Here is a 21352-nt window from a genome sequence, read left to right as displayed (position 1 = left end):
GAGGAAATTGGCGAATCTACCGTTTGCTCTATAGAGTGAACGCTATAGCGCGAACGGTAGTATGAATGACTGATTTAAGGCTGAGACTCAGAGATTAATTGGATAGGAATGGTAATAACGAACTGAGTGCCCGCGCCCTGTTCGGAAAAGCATTCGATCTTGCCAGCGTGTTTTTCAACAATAATTTGATAGCTGATTGCCATTCCCATGCCGGTCCCCTTTCCTACAGCTTTAGTGGTGAAAAATGGTTCAAAAATGCGCTCTCTTACGGTCTGTGGTATGCCAGTGCCGTTATCCGCAATACTAATTGTTACGCTATCGGTACTAGTTCTAGTTTGCAGCGTAATTTGTGGTTCTTTTTGCTCTAATGCGCCTTGCTCTGATGCGCCTTGCTCTAACGCGCCGTTACGTAGCGAGGTCTCTATGGCATCAATAGCATTAGAGAGAATATTCATGATTACCTGATTGAGCTGACCTGCAAAGCATTCCACTGGCGGCAAGTCATCAAAATCTCGAACAATCGCGATCGCATCTCGATTATGCTGTGCTTTGAGCCGATGCTGCAAAATCAACAGCGTACTTTCTATGCCCTCGTGAATATCGACGAACTTACGCTCTGCCTCGTCCATCCGCGAAAAGTTTCTAAGCGACAGTACGATCTCACGAATTCGTTCAGTTCCTATTTTCATCGAGGACAGTATCTTTTCTAAGTCCTCTTTGACAAAGCCGATATCCATCTCTTCGGCCTGTTGTTGAATGTCAGCACCAGGATCAGGGTACTGCGTCTCGTACAGGCTCAAGAATTTGATCAGACTGTAGATATAATCTTCTAAATGACTGAGATTGCCGTGGATAAAGTTGACTGGATTATTGATTTCATGAGCGATTCCTGCGACTAGTTGACCTAGTCCAGACATTTTTTCAGCCTGGATAAGCTGAGCTTGGGCGTATTTTAGATCAACGCAAGTCTGCTCTAGTTCGTGGCTTTGTTGCTTCAGGGCTGTTTGTGATTCTTTGAACTCGTCAATTACCTGCCGCAGTAAAGCTTCTTTCTTATGAGTCGTTTCTTCTAACTGTAGGCTATTAGCTTCTGCGCGCTCTAGCTTTTTATGCAGAATGCGATTCTCTTTTTTTAACTGTTGAATTGTCAATAGCTGCTGAATCGCCGATTGGGAGTTGTGAGGGCTCAATGACATTAGGCATCTCCCAATAGCAAGGTAATAAATGTTTCGTTATGCATGTAGGCAGTGCCCTGTTGCTGTAGCGGTGAAATCTCTCCATTTGTATAGAAGCCGCAGCTCGGTAGCGTCTTATTCAAAAGCTGCTGAGCTTGTTGGTATTCTTCTTTGGTACGGCTGCCCAGAATTTGCCTGCGACTAGCACAGGAGAAAAACAAGGCGGCGGCTGGTGCTTTACCGGGGTAGCTGGCTAGGGCTTGCTGAGTAGATTGCTTGGAGGCTAAGAGTATATCATCGTGGGTTGTTTCAGTGATATGTACAACAGATTTTTCTGGAACATCTCCGAAAAAGGTGATGCTACCAGTTTTTGAATCGTAGATACCGCTAGGGGCTCGCATATAGGCGCGATCGCTATCAGCATCAAATAACGCCAGCGGATATTCTGAAGAGGGCGGCAGGCTACCCAAATACCGGTGATAGAATGCCAGAGCTGGCTGGTTGTCGATCTCGTAGACAACATTGTCTTTCGCTCTGGTGACTTTTCCTGCTTTGCCGATAGGATGCCAGCCGCTGGCCACCCCATGAGAAAACAGAATCGGCCCCGAAAATAGTAAGACGGGCACCGCATCGCTGCATACTTCGGTTTTGAAGAACTGATAGGTTTGTTGGGCTCGCCACTGATCGGCTGTCAATCCGCCAAAAATTGGCACTGCTCCTAGAGTTTGCTTTCCTAGAGTTTGCTTTCCTAGGGCTTGCTTTAAGCTTTCTAGAATCGTTCGACCGCTAGTCGTCAGGCTTTCTGGTAGGCTGATGCAAAATTGAATCACTTCTGTATGAGGAACAATAGCCTGTTGCACAGCGCTTTGAGTCGCGGCGATCGCATCTTTCGAGACGTGACGACCCATCCCTGCACTGATAGTGATCGTATCTGAGCAAAAGACAACTAGCGTGAGTGAGTCCTGCTCGAATCCCAGCACAGACGACATTTCTCCATCGGTGGTTCCACCAATTAGCTCGATATGCGGAAAAGCCGCCATCACTGCTTGAAGAACTTGCTCATGCTCAAAATCAATCGCTGCAAACAGTAGGCCCGCTAGCGGCAAGTCTCCGGCTAGCGCTGCGTGTATCTGCTCTAATACATCTGCGATCGCCGAACTAGAGTCGGGGTCATTACTGTGGCCAACGGCAAGTTTCAACATGAGCTTTGAGTGAAGTTTGCCGTTAGTATTCCCTTCTAGCTAGGCAGGTTAAGATCAAGCGAATTCACTGTTAGGTTAGAGAATTAAGGTGATTGTAAACGAGCGAGGCATATTGGCTAATCAACGTGCATGAACAGACAGATCACGAACAGACAGATATCGAAGCCATTAGGGCGGAAGCCCTCAGAAAGTTAGGGAGGAACATCGTTAACTTCTCGAAGATTGAGAGAGGATTCAAGCTCTTGCTCTCAGTTAGCCAAATCTCAGGCACTACCACTACACTTCGCGAGAACATGATTGCGAACCAGCGTAGATTTCACAAACAGACCTTGGGACAGTTAGTCGGATCGTTCAACAGAGATGTTTTATGTAGTCATAGAGAGACCAAGCCCCCAGAGAATCTCTCTGAACTGTGGCTTGGTCTTTCGTTCACCGTGAATGCCTCTGACCCTGAACAGTGGAAACAAACATTAGCGGCGCTGGTCGCCGAGAGAAACCACTTAATTCACCACCAGCTAGGAGATCTTGATACTACCTCCGTTGAAGATTATCGTCAGCTAACTGATCTTTTAGACGAACAGAATCCTCGGCTGTTGCATCGGCTTGACGAGCTGCGGTCGATGCTAGAGGTATTAATCGGCGCGACTCAGGAAATTAAAAAATTACCTGAGTGGATGTAGCTGTTGCTTCATTAAACCGGTCTGACTAGAACTTTGTTCAAACTTCACTTTTTTGATTTTGCCTCCAACGTTTCTAGGCGGCTCTTCAGCTCTTTGTTGGTTTGTTTGACTTCATCTAGCTCTTGGCGCAAGTCGGCGATCGCACCGTCTGATCCGATCTTCTTCTGCACTTTCTGGGCGGCTTCATCGGCTCTGCGTTTGACCCGGCCATCCGGGCTGTGGTCTGCCAGCGTGCGTAAAATAGCCACTGCGCCGCGTACTTCCATCTGGGAAAGCGCCCCAACCGTGGCCACCTGAGTCAAAAAGAAGTCTTCTCTAGCGAGTGCTTCTAGCCTTTCTAGAATCCTTTCTGTCGCAATCTTTTCCTGACCAGTAGAAATGGTGCCTAAGGCCCGAATGGCTGCTAGTCTCAGGGGCTGTGGCACGCCTAGCTCGGTGTAAGGAAGCAGCAAGTCTAACGCCGCTTCAGAGGTTTTGAATTGACTGAGGCCAGCGATCGCACCACTTCTGACGACTTCATTCCACCCAGCCCTTTCTTGCAAAACCGTATCTAGCAGCTTCAACGTCTTTTTCTCTTTGTTCTTGCCATCGAGCGTAGCCGTGCCGATTTTGCCCAGCGATCGCACCGCGCTGGCCTCTACGTAATAGCTCGCATCGCCCTTTTCGACCACGCTTTTGAGCGCCTTGTAGCTATCTGTCGTTTTGACATCGCCCAGCGCCGTCACGACTGCTCGCCGTACCTTTGGATGCTGATCTTTCAACCCCGCAATCAGCGCCGCTTCTGCCTGCGCTAACTGCACCGAACCTAGCTGCTCAGCCACCTCTGCTCGCACTGCCCAAAATGGCTCGTCTTTCAAGGATTGCTCTAGGCTCTCAACGGCCTCTAGACTTCCTTTTTTGGCTAGTGCTTCGGCTGCGAGCAGTCTAGAAATTGGGTCAGGATCGGCCTGTAGCTGTGCTTTCAGCTCCGCAATCGGGTAAGCCAATTCAACCGTTTTCAACAGATGGTTGCCAACATCAAAACTCACAAAGTCGGGCTTCGCCTCTAGCGGGAAGTACAGCGCCTGCTCTCGCTCATGCACTCGCACCTTGAAGATCTTTAGCGCTGGTTCCTCTTCTGCCCCCTCACTTAGATAGCCAAATCCAATCGGCACCTTCAGATCAAACAAGCCTTCTTGTACCTGCGACTTGCCATCTTCGACCTGAGTCTGGGTCACCGTCAGCTTGGCTAGGTTGCTATCGCTATCCCAGCTATAGCCCACTCTGTAATCGGGATGGCCACCTCGATACACATACTGATCGAACAAAAACCGCAGATTGCGTCCAGTTGCCTTATCAATCGCCCGCAGCAGATCGATAGTTTCCACCGTACTATGCGCGTTATCTTCTAACAGCGTCCGCAGGGCTCTAGTGAATAGTTCATCGCCTAGCTCCATCCGAATCATGTGATACACACAAGATCCTTTTTCATAGATGTGTCGGTCGTATAGCTCAATCGCCTCGCGGTAGACGTGCGTTACCAGAGGCCGCCGATAGCGACTCTTGTCTTCACTGAGGTAGGCGCGAGCATGGTTGAGATGGTAATAAAAAGCCTCGTCTTGTCCCAGCGCCTTTTCTATCCACAGCACCTCTGAATAAGTCGCAGCCCCTTCTTTCACCCATGCCTGTGACCAGTGATTGATCACAATTAGATCGCCAAACCACTGATGAGCGAGCTCATGAGCAACCAGCGTTTCGGCTCGCATGTTGTCAATAGCCGCCCTTTGATCGATCAAGCAGCGATCGGTTAGCAGCGTCGTGGTGGTATTCTCCATGCCGCCGAAGATAAAGTCGCTAACGCACACCTGATCGTACTTAGAAAATGGATAGGTATAGCCAAACCACTGGCTGAGCGCGTCTAGCATCTGAGGCGTTTTGCCCATTGTCAGCTCAGCTTCTGCCCTGCGTCCTTGCTCAAAGAAGTAGCGAACGGGTCTGCCTTGCCACTCGTTATCTATCTGATCAAATTCGCCAATGGCCAGAGTCATTAGATAGCTAGGATGAGGCTTGTCTAATTTCCAGTGATAGATTTTGTCAGCCTCTTTACTTTTGGTCGAAACCAGTTCGCCATTAGAAACGACTGTGAACTTTTTGGGTACCTGGGCGCGAATTTCTGAGGTAGCAAGCTGTCCGGGATAGTCAAAACAAGGAAACCAGAAGCGGGAGTCTTCATCTTCTCCCTGAGTCCAGATCTGAGTAGGCTTGTCGGGATAGTGCTGATCAGGGCCCACAAAGTAGAGGCCGCGCTGAGGATTTTCGACGGCGTAGTCGATTGTTAACGTAAAGGCTTTATCCGCCATCGTAGGCTTTTGCAGCGTCACTTTTAGCTGCTGGCCATCGTAGTCAAAAGCTTGCTGGGTTTTACCGACTCTGACTGATTTAATTTTCAGATCTACAGCGTCCATAGTCAGAGTGCTGACGCCGTCGACCACTGGCTTAATGGTGACACTACAGCTACCGCTATAGCTTTTTTGAGGGATATCAAAAACCAGATCTAGGGCAATGTGTTCTACCTGTCCAGGGCGATCGGGGTTGTAGTGAGGATAGGCACCGGGCAGCTCGAAGGTTTTCCGTCCTGCTTGATCGAGCAGAGTCTGGTAGATATTTTCCATGATGAAGTCGTGAAGCTTTATTAGCCTAAATTAACGTTTTCTTGAACGTTTATGACTGAGAATTCTGTTTGTAAGGGTTTATTCCAGCTTGGCATCGACCTGATGTTGAAGTCGGTAGGTTCTGAGATAATACGGACGAGTTGAATGACTGCGTCTCTCCCACGATTTTTTGCTCACATTTTGCTTAAAGGTAGTGCTTTATGACTGCGATCGCGACTTTTCTTCCAGACTCTTTCAAGGTCTCATTGGTCAATGGGTTATTGAGTGTAAAGCCTTTGGCAAAGTTTGCTAGGCAAAGGGCGCGCAAAATGATGATGGACCGGGCAGAGACCATCGGCGTGTATTGGCGTGATGAAGTTAAGGCGCTAGAAAGGCGAGACCACGCTGCGAGAACGCTGGCGGCGGACGCTGCCGCCCAGGTCGAGCAGCACCTAACTGACAAAGGCGTCAATCCGGTTTGGGAAGAAGAGCTGAAGGCGATCGCAGATCCTACCGTTCAATACCCGCCCTACTACACCACCAAATTTCACGCCTATGACGAGGGCAATTTAGGCTGGCTCCCCGCGATGGAAGTCGACGTAGCGGCGCGGGCCGTACATGCCAAAATTTGGACGGACGAGCGCTCCGGTATCAATGGAGATGCGAGTCTAAGAGCCAGCTATCACCAGATTTTGAGCGGATACTTCAATGAGATTGCGGCAGCAGCACCCAATGACATTATTGATTTGGGCTGTGGCGTGGGTATGAGCAGCATTGCGATCGCAGAGGCTTTTCCGAACGCGCAGGTCACTGGAGTTGATCTTTCGCCCTACTTTTTGACCGTGGGTCAATATCGACTCAAGCAGCTAGCACAGCCGCTGGCTGTGCGCTGGAAGCATGCAGCGGCAGAAGCCACCGGACTAAAGGCAAGCTCTGCCGATCTGGTTTCGGCGTTTCTTGTTTTTCACGAATTGCCGACCTCTGCGGCCAAAGACCTCCTGGCTGAGGCTGCTCGGCTAGTTCGACCCGGCGGACATTTTGCCATCATGGATATGAATCCAGCTAGCCCTATCTATCGCGAGATGCCTCCGTACGTCTTTACGCTGCTAAAAAGCACAGAGCCCTATTTAGATCAGTATTTTGCCCTAGATATAGACCAGGCTTTTCAAGCAGCCGGATTTTCTGCGCCGCGTACTACCTCTAACAGTCCTCGCCATCGGACGATCGTCGGTCGGAAGCTCTAGGCAGATAGCCAGCCAGCAAAAAAAAGAGCTCAGCTGTTGCTGAGCCCGAGGGTTCCATGAATGATTAAATGTTGCTTCTATATCTTTTATTTAAGGTTGAGACACAGCAGCAAAAGGGCTATGACCCAAAGAGACGCATCAGTCTGAAGTGTGCCAGCGAGAACTGATGCACAGACCGAAAGGTACTTTTCAACCTGACGCTGGTGCTCAATATAAGAGGCATGAAAATATGATGCTGTGATCTAGGCAACAGTTTTCCGCAATCTCTAGAAGTTATCTGCTATGGCTATTGGTAGCAAAAACATTAGTCAGTGCTATGCGAGCGCAACTATTACTGTGCCAGAAAAATAATCGGCATAAAGAAATTTTCTTACCCGTACGGGTACCTAGAGAGATAGCAGAAGCGGTCTAGCTTCCTGAGAAATTGAGGACGGCTCAGCTTAAAAGGACACCTCGAAGAGCGTCTTGCTTTTGAAGTCAAACAATATCGATAAGAGATTTATTAGAGACAAGAATCAGTCTCACAAAAGGGCTGAGGTTCTGTTGTATATTTCAAGTTAATGTTATGAAAAATTTCTCTTCAAGCGTTTGGAAAGTCGGCTTAAGCACGCTATCTATCCTACTATCGACCACTATTCCACTTGGATTTACTGAACCCGCACAGGCATTATGTGCTACAGACGAACTTGGTGGCCAGTGGGAGAATGTCGACCCAAACACTAGAGGCATTACAAAGATCAACTATATTCCTCGCTGCGGAGATCAAAGATTTTGCTCTACTGACGGGACTTGTTCTGAGCCCGCCCGAACTAGCATTCAGGTCTTTGGCGCATGTTCTCCAACCGACTGCGACTGGGGCGAATCACCCATGAGAATCTACCAAAGTGATGACTGGCGATACAGTGTCTACGAACAGGGGTTTGCCCGAAAAGTTGTTTGGTACAGGTTGAATAGTGATGACCAGTTGGTCGTTGCCGAACAGGTTGACTATCGTGACAGCCGAGAAGATCGCACTTCCTGGTACCGATTTGATCGGGTCGAAGACTAAGAGTCTGCTTTCATAGACCTACCTTTCTTCAGTCGCTGTTTCTGTCGGCTCCTCTGCTAATGACTCTATTACAGGCTCTATAGAAGAGGCCCCGGCAGGCACAGCGACTGGGTTTAGATCTGCTGTATCAAGTGCTAGTAAAAGCGTTGAATGGCGGGCGAGTAGCTGGGCGATCGCGGCTGCGCCATACCGGTTAATATGGCTAGGATCAGCAAATAGCTCTGGCTGCGATCGCCATTCAGTCAGTAGATCGATCACCTCAAAGCTATGGCTATCCCTCTGCGCTACCAAAAAGTCCTGAAACTGATTCTCGTAATACAGCCGATACGCATCGAGATAGCTATCACTCAGCGGCAAATTTACAAAAAATAGCTGCGAGTCCTGCTGCTGCAAGAAAGTCGCTAGCTGCTCTAATGCCTCCGCCTGGCTTCCTTCTAAAACAAAGGGTGAATAGGCACCATCATATCGCCCTTGAACTTTGGCAACCTCCTGGTAGTAGACGGCTGGGTCAAAGCGATCGCCCACCGCAGAAAATCCCAGTCGATCAATGCCAGCGGTACTAGTTAGAGAAGCAGCCGCTTCTATCTGATCGGTGACTGGTTCAGCCTCTGTTTGTTCTAATCCCGATTCTGGTGCTGGTGCGATCGCCGCTTCGGCCTCATTCGTAATGGTCGGTGCGTCTCCTCTAAGCACAGCCTGGTAGCCAGGTGAGGCGACTAGACTTTCCCAGGTGCGATCGCGCCGCCCATCATTAAAAGCTCGCGATCCATCCCCCCATACAACGATCTCCGGCAGCGGCCCTGGCAGCAGCTCACTCATCACAAAATTCACCACCTGCGCCGTCGCCCCGTTCACGCTGAAGTTATACACCTTTAGATCGTCGTAGCCCTGCCCCGACAGCCGATAGCTCAGCTCTGTCGGATCGATTCCCTGCAGCGCCCGAGAACTGCCCACAATTAAGATATCTGGGGTGCCTACCGTTTCTACATAGGCGCGATAGCTGGCTAGCTGCGCGTCAAAGACCGTGCTGCCCAGCGTGGGAAACCGATTGAATGTATCAGATTCGGAGCTTGGCCGCTCAGGCGCATCCCGAGCTCCTTCTAGCAGCCGCTGTAGCCGCTCGCGTAGCTCTAAAGCAGAGGCTTCTTGCTCGGTAGATGCGGGATCTACCTCCTCAGTTGCGGGGAGTTGAGTGATTTCGGTAGGCTGAGCGATCGCAGTAGGCTGAGCGATCGCAGCGGATATCAAACTCAAACCGTACAGGCCAGCATTCACCATCGCCAGCCGAAACTTTCTTAGCCGCCGCCCAGAACGCTCATTGTCAGACATTGGTGAACCGACCATAATCAAATGCAGATCAAAGATGATAAAAGGCCAAAGTCAATAAGTAGATAGGCTCAATTATCTTTTAGCTAACCCATCTATTCTTTTTTAACATCGATTTTGGCTAGAGCACGGGTGGGGCTCAGCCCATACCTGAATCCTCTTAGTACAAAACGTGTTCACCAGCAGCGATCCGTTTTAAATAGACCCCTTGCATCTCGGCCCAAAAAGTCTTACTAAATATCACCATGGCTAACTTTTGATAGCAGTTAACCAGATTTTAGCCAGACAGCTCAAAAATCTCTGATAGCAGCTAGCCAGATTTTAGTCAGACAGCTTGGAAAATCTCGTCCGCGACTCTTCACCCTATCCGCTAAGATGACAGTACAAAATTACTAGACAAAATTACTAGCTTGGAACTATGGTCCAATACACCCTTGCCCAAAGTCCAGAAGTCTTGATAGACGTCCCTGGTCGTGATTCAAACAAAGCCCGTGAAAAGGCCATGGATCAGCTCATGGCCCTGATGGATGATGGCGAACTCCCCACCGAGCTTGATGACGGATTCAACCCCAAGGAATTTATCGAAGTGAAAGAACCCAAGACCGAACCTAGCGACGAAGAAAACGCAGTCGTTGATGCTGTTCAAACCCTCAGCAACCTTTCTAAGCTCAAGGTCAAAGTACAGGGCTCTCGCGAAGAAGCGCTCAAAGTGCGAGAGCTGATCGATTTACTCTTCACCGATGAAGTGATTGAAGAAGAGCAAATCGAGGAGCTGAACAGTGGTTTCAAGACACTAAAGACATTTGCACAGACCAATCTAAAATATCGCGATGCTAAAGACGAAGCAGAGTCAGCTCGCGAAGTACTGGACAACGCGCTGAATCCGCCTAATAAGAAAAAGTAAGCACCTATCCGGTCAGGCAGCATAGTTTGCACTCGCCGCGTAAAACGAACCGAACTGTTAAAAGACAAACCGTAAAACGGTTAAACAATGAAACCAGCCGTATTGAACGTAGTGTTCAGTGGGGCTGGTTTGTATAGCAATTTGTATAAAGCTCAGTGCAGATATTAGCGGATGATATGTGTGTCCCTATGCTCTGCTGCCGATACCATAAAGCAGGCCACAGCCAACCGCTAGCAGAACTAGGGCTACGTAGACGGTATTAGAGACGGCAGGAACAACGCCCGTTGCTTGTAGCAGCAATAGCCCAGCGAACACGATCAAGAGCAAGCCTCCTGTATACAGGCCAATCGTTGTAATCATGTTCGGTTTTTTGCGTCTCATGCCTGTACCTATTTTTGTTGATGGTTATCAAAGTACCCTGATCTAGATTGCTAATTGTCATCATGACAATGTAGAAAGAACTTAAAATCGAACTTACTGACACAAAAAACAATCGCTGACGTAGATACAGACTTTGAATGGGATGAGCTAAAAAACGAAGCCACATTGCAAAGCATGGCTTCGACTTTGCCGATGCTTATCAAATCTTTCGTATGCCGATGGTCATCGAGATAGATGATCGATTGGATTACGGTGAGGAACGCTGGGTAGGTATCGGTTGGCTAAAAGGTAGGACAGTCGTTGTTGTCTACACTGAAGTAAATGAGCAAATTATTCGAGTCATTTCGCTAAGAAAGGCTTTATCTCATGAAAGGAAGCACTATGAGCAATATCTCAAGGACAGACTGGTCTAGGATTGACGCCATGACGGACGATGATATCGATACCTCCGATAGTCCACCGCTAACAGAGACATTTTTTTCTAAAGCGAAACTGCGAGTGCCTGATACCTCTTTAACGACCGTTGCTATTCAGGTTGATTCTGATACGCTAGCTTGGTTTCAGTCAAAGGGAGAAGCCGCGCAGCAGCATATGGCAGCGGCGTTGCGAATCTATGCAGAAGCACAGAAGAACGTGATCAGCAGCATCCAAGTCTCTTCCTAAGCGGCTTTGATCGCTACTCCTCGATAGAAATAACCCTCTATTTTCGGTAGGTCGTCTGCGTAAAATTCTTCTACGGTGACTTCATCGAAAGCCTCGGCGACTAACCGATCGATTTTGCGGTTGAGATGACAGCCATCGGCGATGATTCGCTGAATTGGCGTGATCCTGTTTTGCCAAGTTTGAATGGTCTGCTCGTTGCTGAGCCCATGTTCGATAAAGAAAAATTTGCCGCCTGGTTTGAGCACTCGGTAAGCTTCACCAAGTGCTTTTTTGGCGTTTGGGATGCTGCACAGTGTCCAGGTACAGACAATGCTGTCAAAGCTCTCGTCGGGTAGGGAAAGCGCTTCGCCGTTGAGCAGAGTCGTGTTGACTTTAATCGGGCTAGCGTCGATTCTCTTTTGGGCGATCGCGCCCATTCCCTCATTCGGCTCCACCGTCGTCAAAGCCTGCACCGTATCTGGATAGTGCGGCAGGTTTAATCCGGTGCCAAAGCCAATTTCCAAAACGTTCCCTGATACGTCAGCTAAAAGCTGCTGTCGATAAGCCGTCATCGATTTTGACGACATCGATAGATCTAGCAGGCGAGGAAAAATCACCCGTGAATATAAACCCATTCCAAAACACCTAAACATCTGATAGCTTTTTACTTTGCGAGAATTCACCACTCGCATCAGCTAAAGCGATACATTCCAAAAACTCACCCTATAACGAAGGACACAGTCATGGCAGCACTCAAGGGTAGAAATCTGCTGAGCCTTGCAGATCTCACAGCAGATGAAATGCAGCACTTGTTGACCACCGCTGCCAAAATTAAGTCAGGAGAAATTAACCCGCAGTGTCCTCAAAAAATCTTAGGTCTTGTCTTTAAAAAAGCATCGACTAGAACTCGTGTCAGCTTCACCGCCGCCATGTACAAGCTTGGCGGCCAAGTGATCGATCTCAATGCCAACCTCACTCAGATCGGCAGAGGCGAACCCACGGCTGATACTGCGCGTGTACTCGATCGCTACCTAGATGTGCTGGCCATTCGCACCTTTGCTCAAACCGAGGTCGAAGAATTCGCTCACCACGCGGATATCCCCATTCTCAATGCGCTCACCGATCTAGAGCATCCCTGTCAAATCTTGGCCGATTTGCAAACCGTTCAAGAAGAATTTGATCAGCTAGCCGGACTGACCATGACCTATTTAGGAGATGGCAACAATGTAGCTCATTCACTGATTCTAGGCTGTGCCCTAGTTGGGATGAATGTTCGAGTCGCTACGCCAGCCGGCTATGAACCAGATGAAGCGATCGTCAAAAAGGCCAAATCGATTGCGGGCGATCGCAGCGAAGTGATGGTCACCCCCGATCCCAAGGCGGCCATAGAAGGTGCCCATGCGCTCTATACCGATGTCTGGGCCAGTATGGGCCAGGAAGATCTTGCTGAAACTCGCATTCCTGTGTTTGAGCCGTATCAGATCAATGAATCTGCCCTGGCGATCGCAGATAAAAGTGCCATCGTGCTGCACTGCCTACCTGCCCATCGTGGTGAAGAGATTACAGAAGGCGTGATGGAAGGCAAACAGTCTCGCATCTGGAACGAAGCAGAAAACCGGATGCATGCACAGCAGGCACTACTGGCTGCTGTCCTAGGTGCTGCTTGACTGGGTTGCCTGACCGGGCGCTTGACTGGGTGCCTGCTGGGCGCTGCCTAAAAACTCTCTGCCTTTTTCTGCGCTGTTTTAGCAAACTGCCTCGCAATCAATCCCAGTAAAATTAAACCCATCAACCCGGCGAGCGGATTCCCGTCTATGCCCGTCAGCCAGTCTGGGACGCGGCCTGTGTATTCGCTCAGCCCCCCCACATTGATAATGTAATATCCCCAGATCAATCCGGCATGTAGTCCAATGGGATAGCCTAGCCGGGTCGTTTTTTGTACCTTGGCGTTAGCTTCTTTTGTTTCAGCTCCTGCTTTAACTTCTTGTGGACTAGGCGATCGCCTTGCCCACACCAAAGCCATTCCCAGCAGCACCAGACCTAAAAATTGCGGAAACGTTCGCACAATCTCAGACCACGGCTTAATAAAATGCGTTGCCGCAAAGAATAGCGAACTGGCCAATAGAGCCTGAGTTGGGCGGTAGTCTTGCTCTAGCTCAGCGAGTACCCAACCTCGAAACAGCATTTCCTCTGCAAACCCGACCGCCAGCGCCATCACCAGTCCTTCAAAGATGAACCGGACTAGCCTTGGACTGGGCGAACTAGGTACAGCCCAGCCTAAGAGCGTCCCTAGACCAAACAGAGCGAAAACCCCAAGCACACCAATGACCAAAGCCAACAGCAAATCGCGAGCGGTTTGCGCTTGAAAGATCAGACCGCACTGCTGAAACGGACGAGGCCAGCTATGGACGCGCCTACCCCAGTAAGGCAAGCCCAGCAAAAAGCCAATATAGAGCAGTGCTAGCACCGCAATCTCGGCAACATTCGATCCCTTAAACCAGCCGCTAGGGAGATAAACCAAAGCGCCAAAGGGCAGCCAAACTAACCCTAGAACCAAAAGAAATAGTCCAATACGAAACCAGGCCGTCCTTTTTTTCGCCCAGTTTGTCAGTTTGTCCTCTAGCTGCGCGATCGCCCGCAACCCGGTCACTTAATCATCCTTGCTACTCTTCTGGCTCGATCGTACTAGTTAATCCCTTGCTTTTGAGCGCCTCACAGTAGAACTCTGCATGCTCCATCTCACAGACAATCACCAGACCGATCCCCGTATTGTGGGTTTGCATCATGATGTCTATTGCTTGCGGCGCAGTCATTGCAGGAATCGTCTCAATCAACGTCTCTACCACGTACTCCATGCTGTTGAAATCGTCGTTGTGCAAAAGCACTCGATATCGAGGGGCAATCTTACGAACGGTCGAAACCGACGGTTTTTCGATAGTGCTGATAGAAGTAGACATGTTATTCGATCTAGAACTTTGCTACTGAGTAAAGTTAACTCTCATTATTGTGAGCGATCGCGCTAGAACCGCCCAGCAAATAGAAAAATCTCCACAATTCGAGAGACTTTCTTGCGTTACCCAGATTCGGTATCAGAGGATGCCAATGCACTGGTGAGATGCTAACGTATAGATATATTAAAAAATTTTAATATATCTTAGCCAAAGAAAATAAGTTGATATGAATCGAAAATAAAGCTTTGCATTACTGGCTCAGCTTTACTGGCTTAGCAAAGTTCTCAAGAGTGCGCCCTTTAAAAACCTTCATCACAATGAGCGTTGTTCCTTCCCAGATCCTTTACTTAGAGCATGGCTCATCTCGGCTATACGTTGAAGCAATCCAAGTCGTTAGTCAGAGGCGACTATGCTGGGCCCGCCCGACGCTGCTAATTCGAGGACTGCCTGAAGGTGCTACTTCGGCAAAACGTCAGGATATGATTTCAGGTACGGTCAGATCTCCTGAACAGTCCAGCCTAAAGCTATATGATCTAGAGGGATGCCCAGACATAATCTGGCCGATTACTCCCTTTCAGCTCGCTTACGACCTTGATTTTTTCTCACTGATCGTTCAACTAAAGCTGACCCCGAATGGCGATGCCCAGCGCAGCAGTCGCCGACTCAGCGAATTCATTCACAGCTTCTGGGAAACGCATACTGACATCTTTCGTTTCAACTCAGCTAGTGAGCTCTCTTCATAAGCTGCCTGCATCAACTAGGTTCATAGGCGATTCTTTTTGAGTGCTGGCGGTCTGATACTGGAGCCTTGATCCAAAGGACTTCTAGAGCCTTTGTAGCCAGCGAGACTGAAAGTTTAGAAAGATTAACTTTAAGTAGTGTTGCTTGCCAAAGCTTTAGAGAAACTGTAGGGCAGGTCAAGATTCAGATAAATATACTGTTATCCTCTAGTCGGCCTGCGCGTGAATCACTAGCTTGGTGAGCATGTTCCATGAACAAAAGTGCAAAAGTGAACAAGGAACCTATGGATACAGTGTCGAATGATACTAGTATCTCGGTTCGTCCTGTAGGCAAGGCGCTCTGTTGAATGTTTTTCACTGGGCACCCTGTAGTGGCTGATTACTGTTATCTAGCCAATGTTTACGAAAGCAGTTACTTCGAGCAATTTATTCGCAACTTATTCAAAGTCAATTGAGGAAAGCGACAAGATGTCAAGTTTGAATAGCCCTGTTACGGTCGTCTGCCCCACTGGTGTCCTGAACGCCGAGAGCGCATCTAGTTTTCAGCAGCAGCTAGCCGCTGCGATGAGCGCAGGAAAAGCTAACGAGTTAGTTGTCGATATGAGCAAGGTAGAGTCGATGGACAATGCCGGACTTGTTTCACTCATGTCTGCGCTGAATGCGGCCAAGCCTTACTACGACCGCCTCAGCATTTACTCTGCTCCCCCTTCTATCCGTATTGTCCTAGAACTTACTCAGCTTGATCGTCTCTTTACACTTGTTGATCAAGAAACTGTCCCCGTGGCGGCATAGGGCACGTTGGCTTTTAGATAACAGACGTTCTTGAAAATCTTTTTAGGCAAAGTTATTTCCCAAAACATTCTTCAGAGCATAGTTTGCGTAAATATTGAGAAAAGCGTTTCCTGTTCATCGAAGGAAACGCTTTTCTATTGGCTGAGCTTTTTAGTTGCCCAACGGTATCAACGTAGTTTGGCGAGTTTGCTAGATGCTGCGATAGGGGCTGGCGATGCTACCTGCAGTCTGCGATAGAGCGTTTGCGATATATAGCGTGTACCTGATGCATTAGGTACACGCGAGTCACTTGGCCTGTTGTAATGCCAGGCTTCTAACCTGCAATTATGTACTTCAGCCAAGTGAGAAACGCTATAGTTAAGTGCTTAGTTTTTTGCTGTAACTGCTGTGTCTTCTGTATCCACTCCTGCATTTTCGTCCGAGACTGTCACGGATTTACTCAACGCTGATATCTCTCGCCCAGCTAGGTATTTGGGCAATGAGCGCGGCGCAGTTCATAAGCCTTGGTCTACGGCGGCGGTGCGTTGGGTATTGACCTACCCAGAAATATACGAAGTGGGCGCGTCTAATCTAGGTCACATTATTCTATACAGCATTTTGAATGCTCAACCCCGGCAGCTATGCGATCGCGCCTACCTCCCAGCCGCTGATTTAACTCAAAAGCTGCGCGATCGCCAGATGCCGCTTTTTGCCGTAGAGTCGCGCCGTGCTCTGGTCGACTTCGACATCCTCGGCTTTAGTCTCAGCTACGAGCTAGGGGCAACTAACATTCTAGAGATGCTATCTCTCGCTCAGATCCCGCTGACCTGGAAAGAGCGCGATCGCTCACCAGCGCAAAGCAAATGGAATGTGGCCGACGGTAGCTGGCCTTTGATCTTTGCCGGCGGCGGCACCGCGACCTCTAACCCTGAACCCTATGCCGATTTCTTTGACTTTGTGGCGTTGGGCGATGGCGAAGAACTGCTGCCCGAAGTGGGCTTGGTTCTAGAAGAAGGGAAAGCCGCAGGGCTCAGTCGTGAGGAGATTTTGCTAGATCTCGCGCAGGTACCCGGTGTCTATGTGCCCCGGTTCTACGATATGGCCGCTGATGGCTCGGTGCAGCCGAATCGGCCAGATGTCCCTGATAGAGTGCTGCGCCGGGTCGCGCCGCCGATGCCGGAGTATTCGATCGGCCTAGTTCCCTACGTAGAAACAGTTCACGATCGCCTGACGGTAGAAATTCGCCGAGGCTGCACTAGGGGCTGTCGCTTTTGCCAGCCGGGGATGCTGACTCGCCCAGCTAGAGACGTGCCGCCAGAGCAGGTGATCGATACTATCGAGAAAGGCATGCGCGAAACCGGATATAACGAATTTTCGCTGCTGTCTTTGAGCTGTTCGGACTATCTAGCGCTGCCTGCGGTAGGTCTGGAGGTCAAGAATCGACTGAAAAATGACAATATTAACCTGTCGCTGCCGAGCCAGCGAGTCGATCGGTTCGATGAAAATATTGCAAATATTGTTGGTGGCTTGCGACAAACGGGGCTGACCTTTGCGCCGGAAGCGGGTACGCAGCGGATGCGCGACATCATTAATAAGGGGCTAACGAATGAAGAGCTGCTGCGCGGTGTAAAAACGGCCTACGAGCAAGGCTGGGAGCGGGTGAAGCTGTACTTTATGATCGGCCTGCCCGGTGAGACGGACATAGACGTGCTGGGTATTGCTGAAACGGTGCGCTGGCTGCGCCGAGAGTGCTTTATCAAGGGTCGGCGGGCGCTGAAGTTTAATATCACGATCTCTAATCTGACGCCGAAGCCGCATACGCCATTTCAGTGGCACTCGGTGTCGACAGAAGAGTTTAGGCGCAAGCAGGAACTATTAAAGGCTGAGCTAAATGCTATTCGCGGCGTGAAGGCAAACTTCACCGATGTGCGGATTTCGGCGATGGAGAATTTTGTCGGTCGAGGCGATCGCAGACTCTCGGCGGTCGTTCGTCGGGCCTGGGAGCTAGGCGCTGGCATGGACGCCTGGTGGGAGAGTTTAGAAAATGCTTTTGGTGCTTGGACGCAGGCGATCGCTGATGCTGGACTAGATTGGCAGTATCGACAGGTTGAAAGTGGCGAATGGAACCTAGACGAGAATATTGCGACGGCTGACAGAGCCGGTCAAGATGTCAGCGAAGCGATGCTGGCGGTTTTGGATAGGCCGCTGCCGTGGGATCATATCGATACGGGGATAGAGAAATCCTGGCTACAGGACGATCTTAAGCGTGCCCTAGAAGCCGCTGTCGTTCCAGACTGCTCTTTTGAAGGCTGCTCGCACTGCGGTATTTGCGGCCCCGACTTTGGCCACAACATTGTTGTTCCTCCCCCAGAAATTCCGCAGTTTGTTGGCCACTTTAAACCCAATCAGGACAGAGCCCAGCGCATCAGAGTTCGAGTGGGTAAGCTAGGTGAGCTGGCCTTGATTGGTCACTTAGACTTTGCGCGGCTGATGGACCGAGCGATTCGGCGAGCAGCTTTGCCAATCGCCTTTACGGGTGGCTTTCACCCTGGACCGCGAATTTCTCCGGCGAACGCGCTGCCTCTAGGGATGACTAGCACAGGGGAAATCATTGACTTCGAGCTGACAGAGCGAGTAAGCCCAGTCGAATTCCAAACGCGGCTACAGGCGCAATTGCCTGCGGACGTGCCGCTACAGAGCGTAGAAGAGGTTTCTTTGCAGCTGCCGTCTGCCACCAAGAGCCTAGATCGGGCGGAATATTTGCTAGCGATGTCGATTGAAGCAGGAGATAATCTGCGTGACTCAGCAGACTGGCAGCAGTGGATTGCACAGGTGCTGGCAGCTGAGGAAATCATGCAGACCAAGACGACCAAGTCGGGGAAGACAAAGCAAGTAAATTTGCGATCGCATCTCTACGATCTTGAAATTGTGTGTCCTGATGTTGTAGATTCTGCCGCGCCTAGCTCTTTACCCAACAGCGTTCAACAGAAATTAGCAGCGACTGGTCAAGTGATTGTGCGCTACGTAGGGAGCTGCCGAAACGACGGCACCCTACTGCGACCCAAAGGCGTTCTCACGATGATGGAATCGGTCAGCGGCCAAACCTTAGTGCTGGGTCACATTCACCGGGTCCAGCTGATCTTGAACTGAGCCGGTCTGTCCAAGCATCTGTCCAAACAACGGTCTCAACAATAAAGGGGATAAATAGACAAAAGGCAGAGTAGAACATAGCTAAAGAAACAAATGTTGGCATGTCGGAATTAAGTGCGTGGGTAAAGAAACGGCAGACAGTCTCAGGACGCATGTTGCTATGCGTGGTTGGTTATGTTGCTTCGATTGCTTCGATAGGGATCTCTGTGGCTTCACCTGCTGCGGCAGATTCGACCACCGTCTCTCAGCTGAGACCGGACGAAACTCCTGTTATTCCTGACGGCTACTTTGATCCACCGCCACAGGTGGTTGAACCCGTCGGCGATTCGACTGCTGAGTTAGCAGCGCTGCGATCGCGACTCTCTAATATTCAAGCGCTGCCTTTATTTCTTCCAGATGACCAAGGAGAGCTAGTTTCTGCCAGTACCCAGCTCTCAGCCACACAGCTTAGTGAGCCAACCTTTGCCTGGATAGAAGATCAGCTAATCGAGCGCTACGGCCCCAACGCCAGAGGCCAAAACGAAGCCGCAATTACGCAGTGGCGCGTCTATCAGACAAACGATCGGCTCAGATACGTAGATGTAATTATCGACACAGGTTTGTGGACACAGTTCACCTACTTTGATCGCTATGCTTTTGTCCAACAGTTTGGCTCAGCAACAATGGCGAAAGGCTATCAGCTCAGGGTATTTCATACCGAAGATGTAGATAACTATATCGAAGCTCTGTCACTAGAAGAAAACGGTCGCGACCCGACCATCGCCCGCCCCGTTTTTCTACGCGGCGGCTACTTCTGTAGTCTCTTGGAAGTTGGAGACGTCAGCCTGCCGCAACTATGTGAAATCTATGTGGTGAGATAAGCCGTAATGGCGAGATAAACAGTGTTTAAGGATTGCATCACTATTCGTGCCAGATTCTCTAAAGCTCGCCGCCTTACCGAAGTGGACTTTGAATAGCGAATCGAAAGAAGAGGCAAGGAGTGGATATTACACTGTTTGTTCTCATTTGGCTGCCGCAAGTTCGCTGGCAACCACGTCAGGAATAATGACAGTCTGGTAGATAGCTTCTAGCAGCCAAAGATGCCCGACCACAGCTAGATTGGAGAGGGCGGAAGTATTTCTGACAATGATCACAGCCAGTCCCGGTCGCGCAGGCGTTGAACATCCTGCTCAAAGTCTTCCACATCGTAGTGAACACAGATACCGCGCTCTGCCAATAGCTTCTGAAAGTCCATCAGTTCGATTCCGGCAATCTTGCTAGCACGGCTCAGAGAAACTCGCTCTTGCTGAAACAGGGCAAAGGCAATCTCCCTCAGCCAGTCGCTTGAGCTAAAATTCTCGGTCCGACTCAAACTGTCTGCGAGATTCAGGGTAATTTGCATTGAATTGCCTGCTCGCGTCTACCTTTCGTTGTAGAGTTCTACCAAATGGTTCGCTTTTCAGGTCGAGCTAGGCAGATAACTATTTGCCAGGTCTAAGATGATCCAGGCAGTTATCCCACTTGTAAAACAGCCTAAACGTACAGAACTCACTGACTGCTTTGCTTCTGTGAGTTGCCTCGCAAAGGGTCATTGAGAGAAGTGACTTGGATTCAGCTAGTCTAATCTTTAGTCCACAGAATATCCCATAAAGAACAATTCCGATGGTTGATTATCTTTATAGACTATCAGATAGCGGCTTTCACCGCCCCCCATCTCGTCTGCAAACTCGTCCCAAACATCTTCGACGCCATCTTCATCACGAATTTCTTCTTGGCAAATGATGCGTTCCACCAGTTCATGGGTTGGAAATTCTGTTCCTAGAAGCTTTATTAGCCAATCTGATGACAAAGGGCACGATGCCAAGAAAGCAGGCTGTTCAGCTATTCTTTCAATATCCAATATCGTGCCAGTACCACAACCATCGGTATCTTCGATGGCTGTCTCAATTGAAGGATGTTGTACACCTGGAGTCGGAGAATCCTCGACTGGTGGGAATTCAAACAAAAACATATCCATCACAGGAGAATATCGACCAGCCTCAAATTCTTGTTGCTTGAGAGAGTGCAATGCAGCGCTAACATCCTTTTGATACACAGTGAAATAGTAATAAGGATGAGAGCTCATTGTAGTAGCATTAAGTCAACGACAGCTAAAGATGCCCCATTCTGAAAAAACAAGAGACACTTCACCAGTTAACGTCACTTTAAGCCAAAGCCCTCCTTTGCTGCCTCAAAACGAACATGGAATCGAATCAATGAGACTCATGAGACAGATAGATTTAGTCCAGTATTAGGATATATAACTTGGCCTCAATACTACTTATACACAAAGGTTAAAGCTATTTAAGCTATACGCCTAGTTGCAAAACTAGGCGTATAGCCAGTCTTGCTACGCAAGGGTTGGGTACCAACTTAAGCCGGGACACCACCAGCACATAAGGGTTTGGGCTGCTGTAGTTTGGCAGAGCGCCGAGGCATAGGCAACTCGCCGACGTGCGCTAGCATCCATTCAAAAGGGTCAGGAAATTC

General features: G+C 49.4%; 21 protein-coding genes and 1 pseudogene. 11 read left to right on the top strand and 11 right to left on the bottom strand.

The genetic code is table 11. The features are described 5' to 3' along the window. Positions 1-74 precede the first annotated feature (74 nt). Positions 75-1196, bottom strand: coding sequence for a sensor histidine kinase (locus tag IQ256_RS20530; protein WP_193857430.1), 1122 nt, complete (start codon positions 1194-1196; stop codon positions 75-77). After that, positions 1196-2377: an FIST signal transduction protein gene (locus tag IQ256_RS20525; RefSeq protein WP_193857428.1), complete on the bottom strand. Its 1182-nt coding sequence runs from the start codon at positions 2375-2377 to the stop codon at positions 1196-1198. The genes IQ256_RS20530 and IQ256_RS20525 overlap by 1 nt, the downstream gene beginning before the upstream one ends. A gap of 125 nt (positions 2378-2502) precedes the next feature. Between IQ256_RS20525 and IQ256_RS20520 the strand changes: the two genes are divergently transcribed. After that, positions 2503-3057, top strand: coding sequence for a hypothetical protein (locus IQ256_RS20520; protein WP_193857426.1), 555 nt, complete (start codon positions 2503-2505; stop codon positions 3055-3057). 44 nt (positions 3058-3101) lie between these two features. On the opposite strand, the gene IQ256_RS20515 is transcribed toward IQ256_RS20520, so the two are convergent. Continuing rightward, positions 3102-5708, bottom strand: a complete 2607-nt coding sequence (locus tag IQ256_RS20515) for a M1 family metallopeptidase (RefSeq protein ID WP_193857424.1) — start codon at positions 5706-5708, stop codon at positions 3102-3104. A gap of 200 nt (positions 5709-5908) precedes the next feature. Between IQ256_RS20515 and IQ256_RS20510 the strand changes: the two genes are divergently transcribed. Together IQ256_RS20510 and IQ256_RS20505 are read left to right on the top strand one after the other, a co-directional pair. Further along, positions 5909-6931: a class I SAM-dependent methyltransferase gene (locus IQ256_RS20510; protein WP_193857423.1), complete on the top strand. Its 1023-nt coding sequence runs from the start codon at positions 5909-5911 to the stop codon at positions 6929-6931. Between the two features lie 565 nt (positions 6932-7496). Then, entirely contained in the window at positions 7497-7979 is a 483-nt protein-coding gene (locus IQ256_RS20505; protein ID WP_193857422.1) for a hypothetical protein, read from the top strand. 18 nt (positions 7980-7997) lie between these two features. On the opposite strand, the gene IQ256_RS20500 is transcribed toward IQ256_RS20505, so the two are convergent. Further along, a complete protein-coding gene (locus tag IQ256_RS20500) occupies positions 7998-9323 on the bottom strand; it encodes a hypothetical protein (RefSeq protein WP_193857421.1) in 1326 nt (441 codons plus the stop codon). A 400-nt stretch (positions 9324-9723) separates the two neighbouring features. On the opposite strand from IQ256_RS20500, the gene IQ256_RS20495 reads away from it, so the two are divergent. Next, positions 9724-10209, top strand: coding sequence for a hypothetical protein (locus IQ256_RS20495; RefSeq protein WP_193857420.1), 486 nt, complete (start codon positions 9724-9726; stop codon positions 10207-10209). A gap of 186 nt (positions 10210-10395) precedes the next feature. Here the strand turns inward: IQ256_RS20495 and IQ256_RS20490 are convergent, their stop codons facing one another. Beyond that, the gene (locus tag IQ256_RS20490) at positions 10396-10590 is read right to left on the bottom strand and encodes a hypothetical protein (RefSeq protein ID WP_193857419.1); all 195 of its coding nucleotides are present in this window, start codon (positions 10588-10590) and stop codon (positions 10396-10398) included. A gap of 158 nt (positions 10591-10748) precedes the next feature. Between IQ256_RS20490 and IQ256_RS20485 the strand changes: the two are divergent. Next, positions 10749-11003 (top strand): annotated as a pseudogene (locus IQ256_RS20485) (BrnT family toxin); the annotation flags it as partial. After that, positions 10972-11253, top strand: coding sequence for a hypothetical protein (locus tag IQ256_RS20480; RefSeq protein WP_193857417.1), 282 nt, complete (start codon positions 10972-10974; stop codon positions 11251-11253). The pseudogene IQ256_RS20485 and the gene IQ256_RS20480, both read left to right, overlap by 32 nt. Here IQ256_RS20480 and IQ256_RS20475 read toward each other — a convergent pair. Beyond that, positions 11250-11867 carry a class I SAM-dependent methyltransferase gene (locus IQ256_RS20475; RefSeq protein WP_193857416.1) on the bottom strand — a complete coding sequence of 206 codons (618 nt, stop codon included), beginning with the start codon at positions 11865-11867 and terminating at the stop codon, positions 11250-11252. The genes IQ256_RS20480 and IQ256_RS20475 overlap by 4 nt on opposite strands. A gap of 108 nt (positions 11868-11975) precedes the next feature. Between IQ256_RS20475 and argF the strand changes: the two genes are divergently transcribed. Beyond that, positions 11976-12899, top strand: a complete 924-nt coding sequence (gene argF, locus IQ256_RS20470) for an ornithine carbamoyltransferase (protein WP_193857415.1) — start codon at positions 11976-11978, stop codon at positions 12897-12899. Between the two features lie 47 nt (positions 12900-12946). Here the strand turns inward: argF and IQ256_RS20465 are convergent, their stop codons facing one another. Beyond that, the gene (locus IQ256_RS20465) at positions 12947-13882 is read right to left on the bottom strand and encodes a lysostaphin resistance A-like protein (RefSeq protein ID WP_370623507.1); all 936 of its coding nucleotides are present in this window, start codon (positions 13880-13882) and stop codon (positions 12947-12949) included. Positions 13883-13895: 13 nt separating this feature from the next. Beyond that, positions 13896-14189 (bottom strand): ATP-dependent Clp protease adapter ClpS, encoded by a 294-nt coding sequence (gene clpS / locus IQ256_RS20460; protein WP_193857414.1) that lies wholly within the window; start codon positions 14187-14189, stop codon positions 13896-13898. Positions 14190-14500: 311 nt separating this feature from the next. Between clpS and IQ256_RS20455 the strand changes: the two genes are divergently transcribed. The 4 genes from IQ256_RS20455 (at position 14501) to IQ256_RS20440 (ending at position 19704) form a co-directional block, all read left to right on the top strand. Further along, a complete protein-coding gene (locus IQ256_RS20455; protein ID WP_193857413.1) occupies positions 14501-14926 on the top strand; it encodes a hypothetical protein in 426 nt (141 codons plus the stop codon). A 465-nt stretch (positions 14927-15391) separates the two neighbouring features. Next, positions 15392-15715, top strand: coding sequence for an STAS domain-containing protein (locus tag IQ256_RS20450; protein ID WP_193857412.1), 324 nt, complete (start codon positions 15392-15394; stop codon positions 15713-15715). Between the two features lie 387 nt (positions 15716-16102). Continuing rightward, positions 16103-18844 (top strand): TIGR03960 family B12-binding radical SAM protein, encoded by a 2742-nt coding sequence (locus tag IQ256_RS20445; RefSeq protein ID WP_193857411.1) that lies wholly within the window; start codon positions 16103-16105, stop codon positions 18842-18844. A 101-nt stretch (positions 18845-18945) separates the two neighbouring features. After that, entirely contained in the window at positions 18946-19704 is a 759-nt protein-coding gene (locus IQ256_RS20440; protein WP_193857410.1) for a hypothetical protein, read from the top strand. A gap of 141 nt (positions 19705-19845) precedes the next feature. On the opposite strand, the gene IQ256_RS30115 is transcribed toward IQ256_RS20440, so the two are convergent. From IQ256_RS30115 to IQ256_RS20425, 3 genes are all read right to left on the bottom strand, one after another. After that, positions 19846-19977 carry a hypothetical protein gene (locus tag IQ256_RS30115; RefSeq protein ID WP_255516224.1) on the bottom strand — a complete coding sequence of 44 codons (132 nt, stop codon included), beginning with the start codon at positions 19975-19977 and terminating at the stop codon, positions 19846-19848. Continuing rightward, positions 19974-20225, bottom strand: a complete 252-nt coding sequence (locus IQ256_RS20430) for a UPF0175 family protein (RefSeq protein WP_193857409.1) — start codon at positions 20223-20225, stop codon at positions 19974-19976. The genes IQ256_RS30115 and IQ256_RS20430 overlap by 4 nt, the downstream gene beginning before the upstream one ends. A 225-nt stretch (positions 20226-20450) precedes the next feature. Then, complete coding sequence (locus tag IQ256_RS20425; protein ID WP_193857408.1) at positions 20451-20948, bottom strand: hypothetical protein; 498 nt, start codon at positions 20946-20948, stop codon at positions 20451-20453. Positions 20949-21352: the final 404 nt, after the last annotated feature.

This window comes from cf. Phormidesmis sp. LEGE 11477 (genome assembly GCF_015207105.1).
Taxonomy (GTDB): Bacteria; Cyanobacteriota; Cyanobacteriia; order Phormidesmidales; family Phormidesmidaceae; genus Phormidesmis.
The sequence above is the reverse complement of the archived record's forward strand: the minus strand, read 5'-3'. Positions and strand labels throughout refer to the sequence as shown.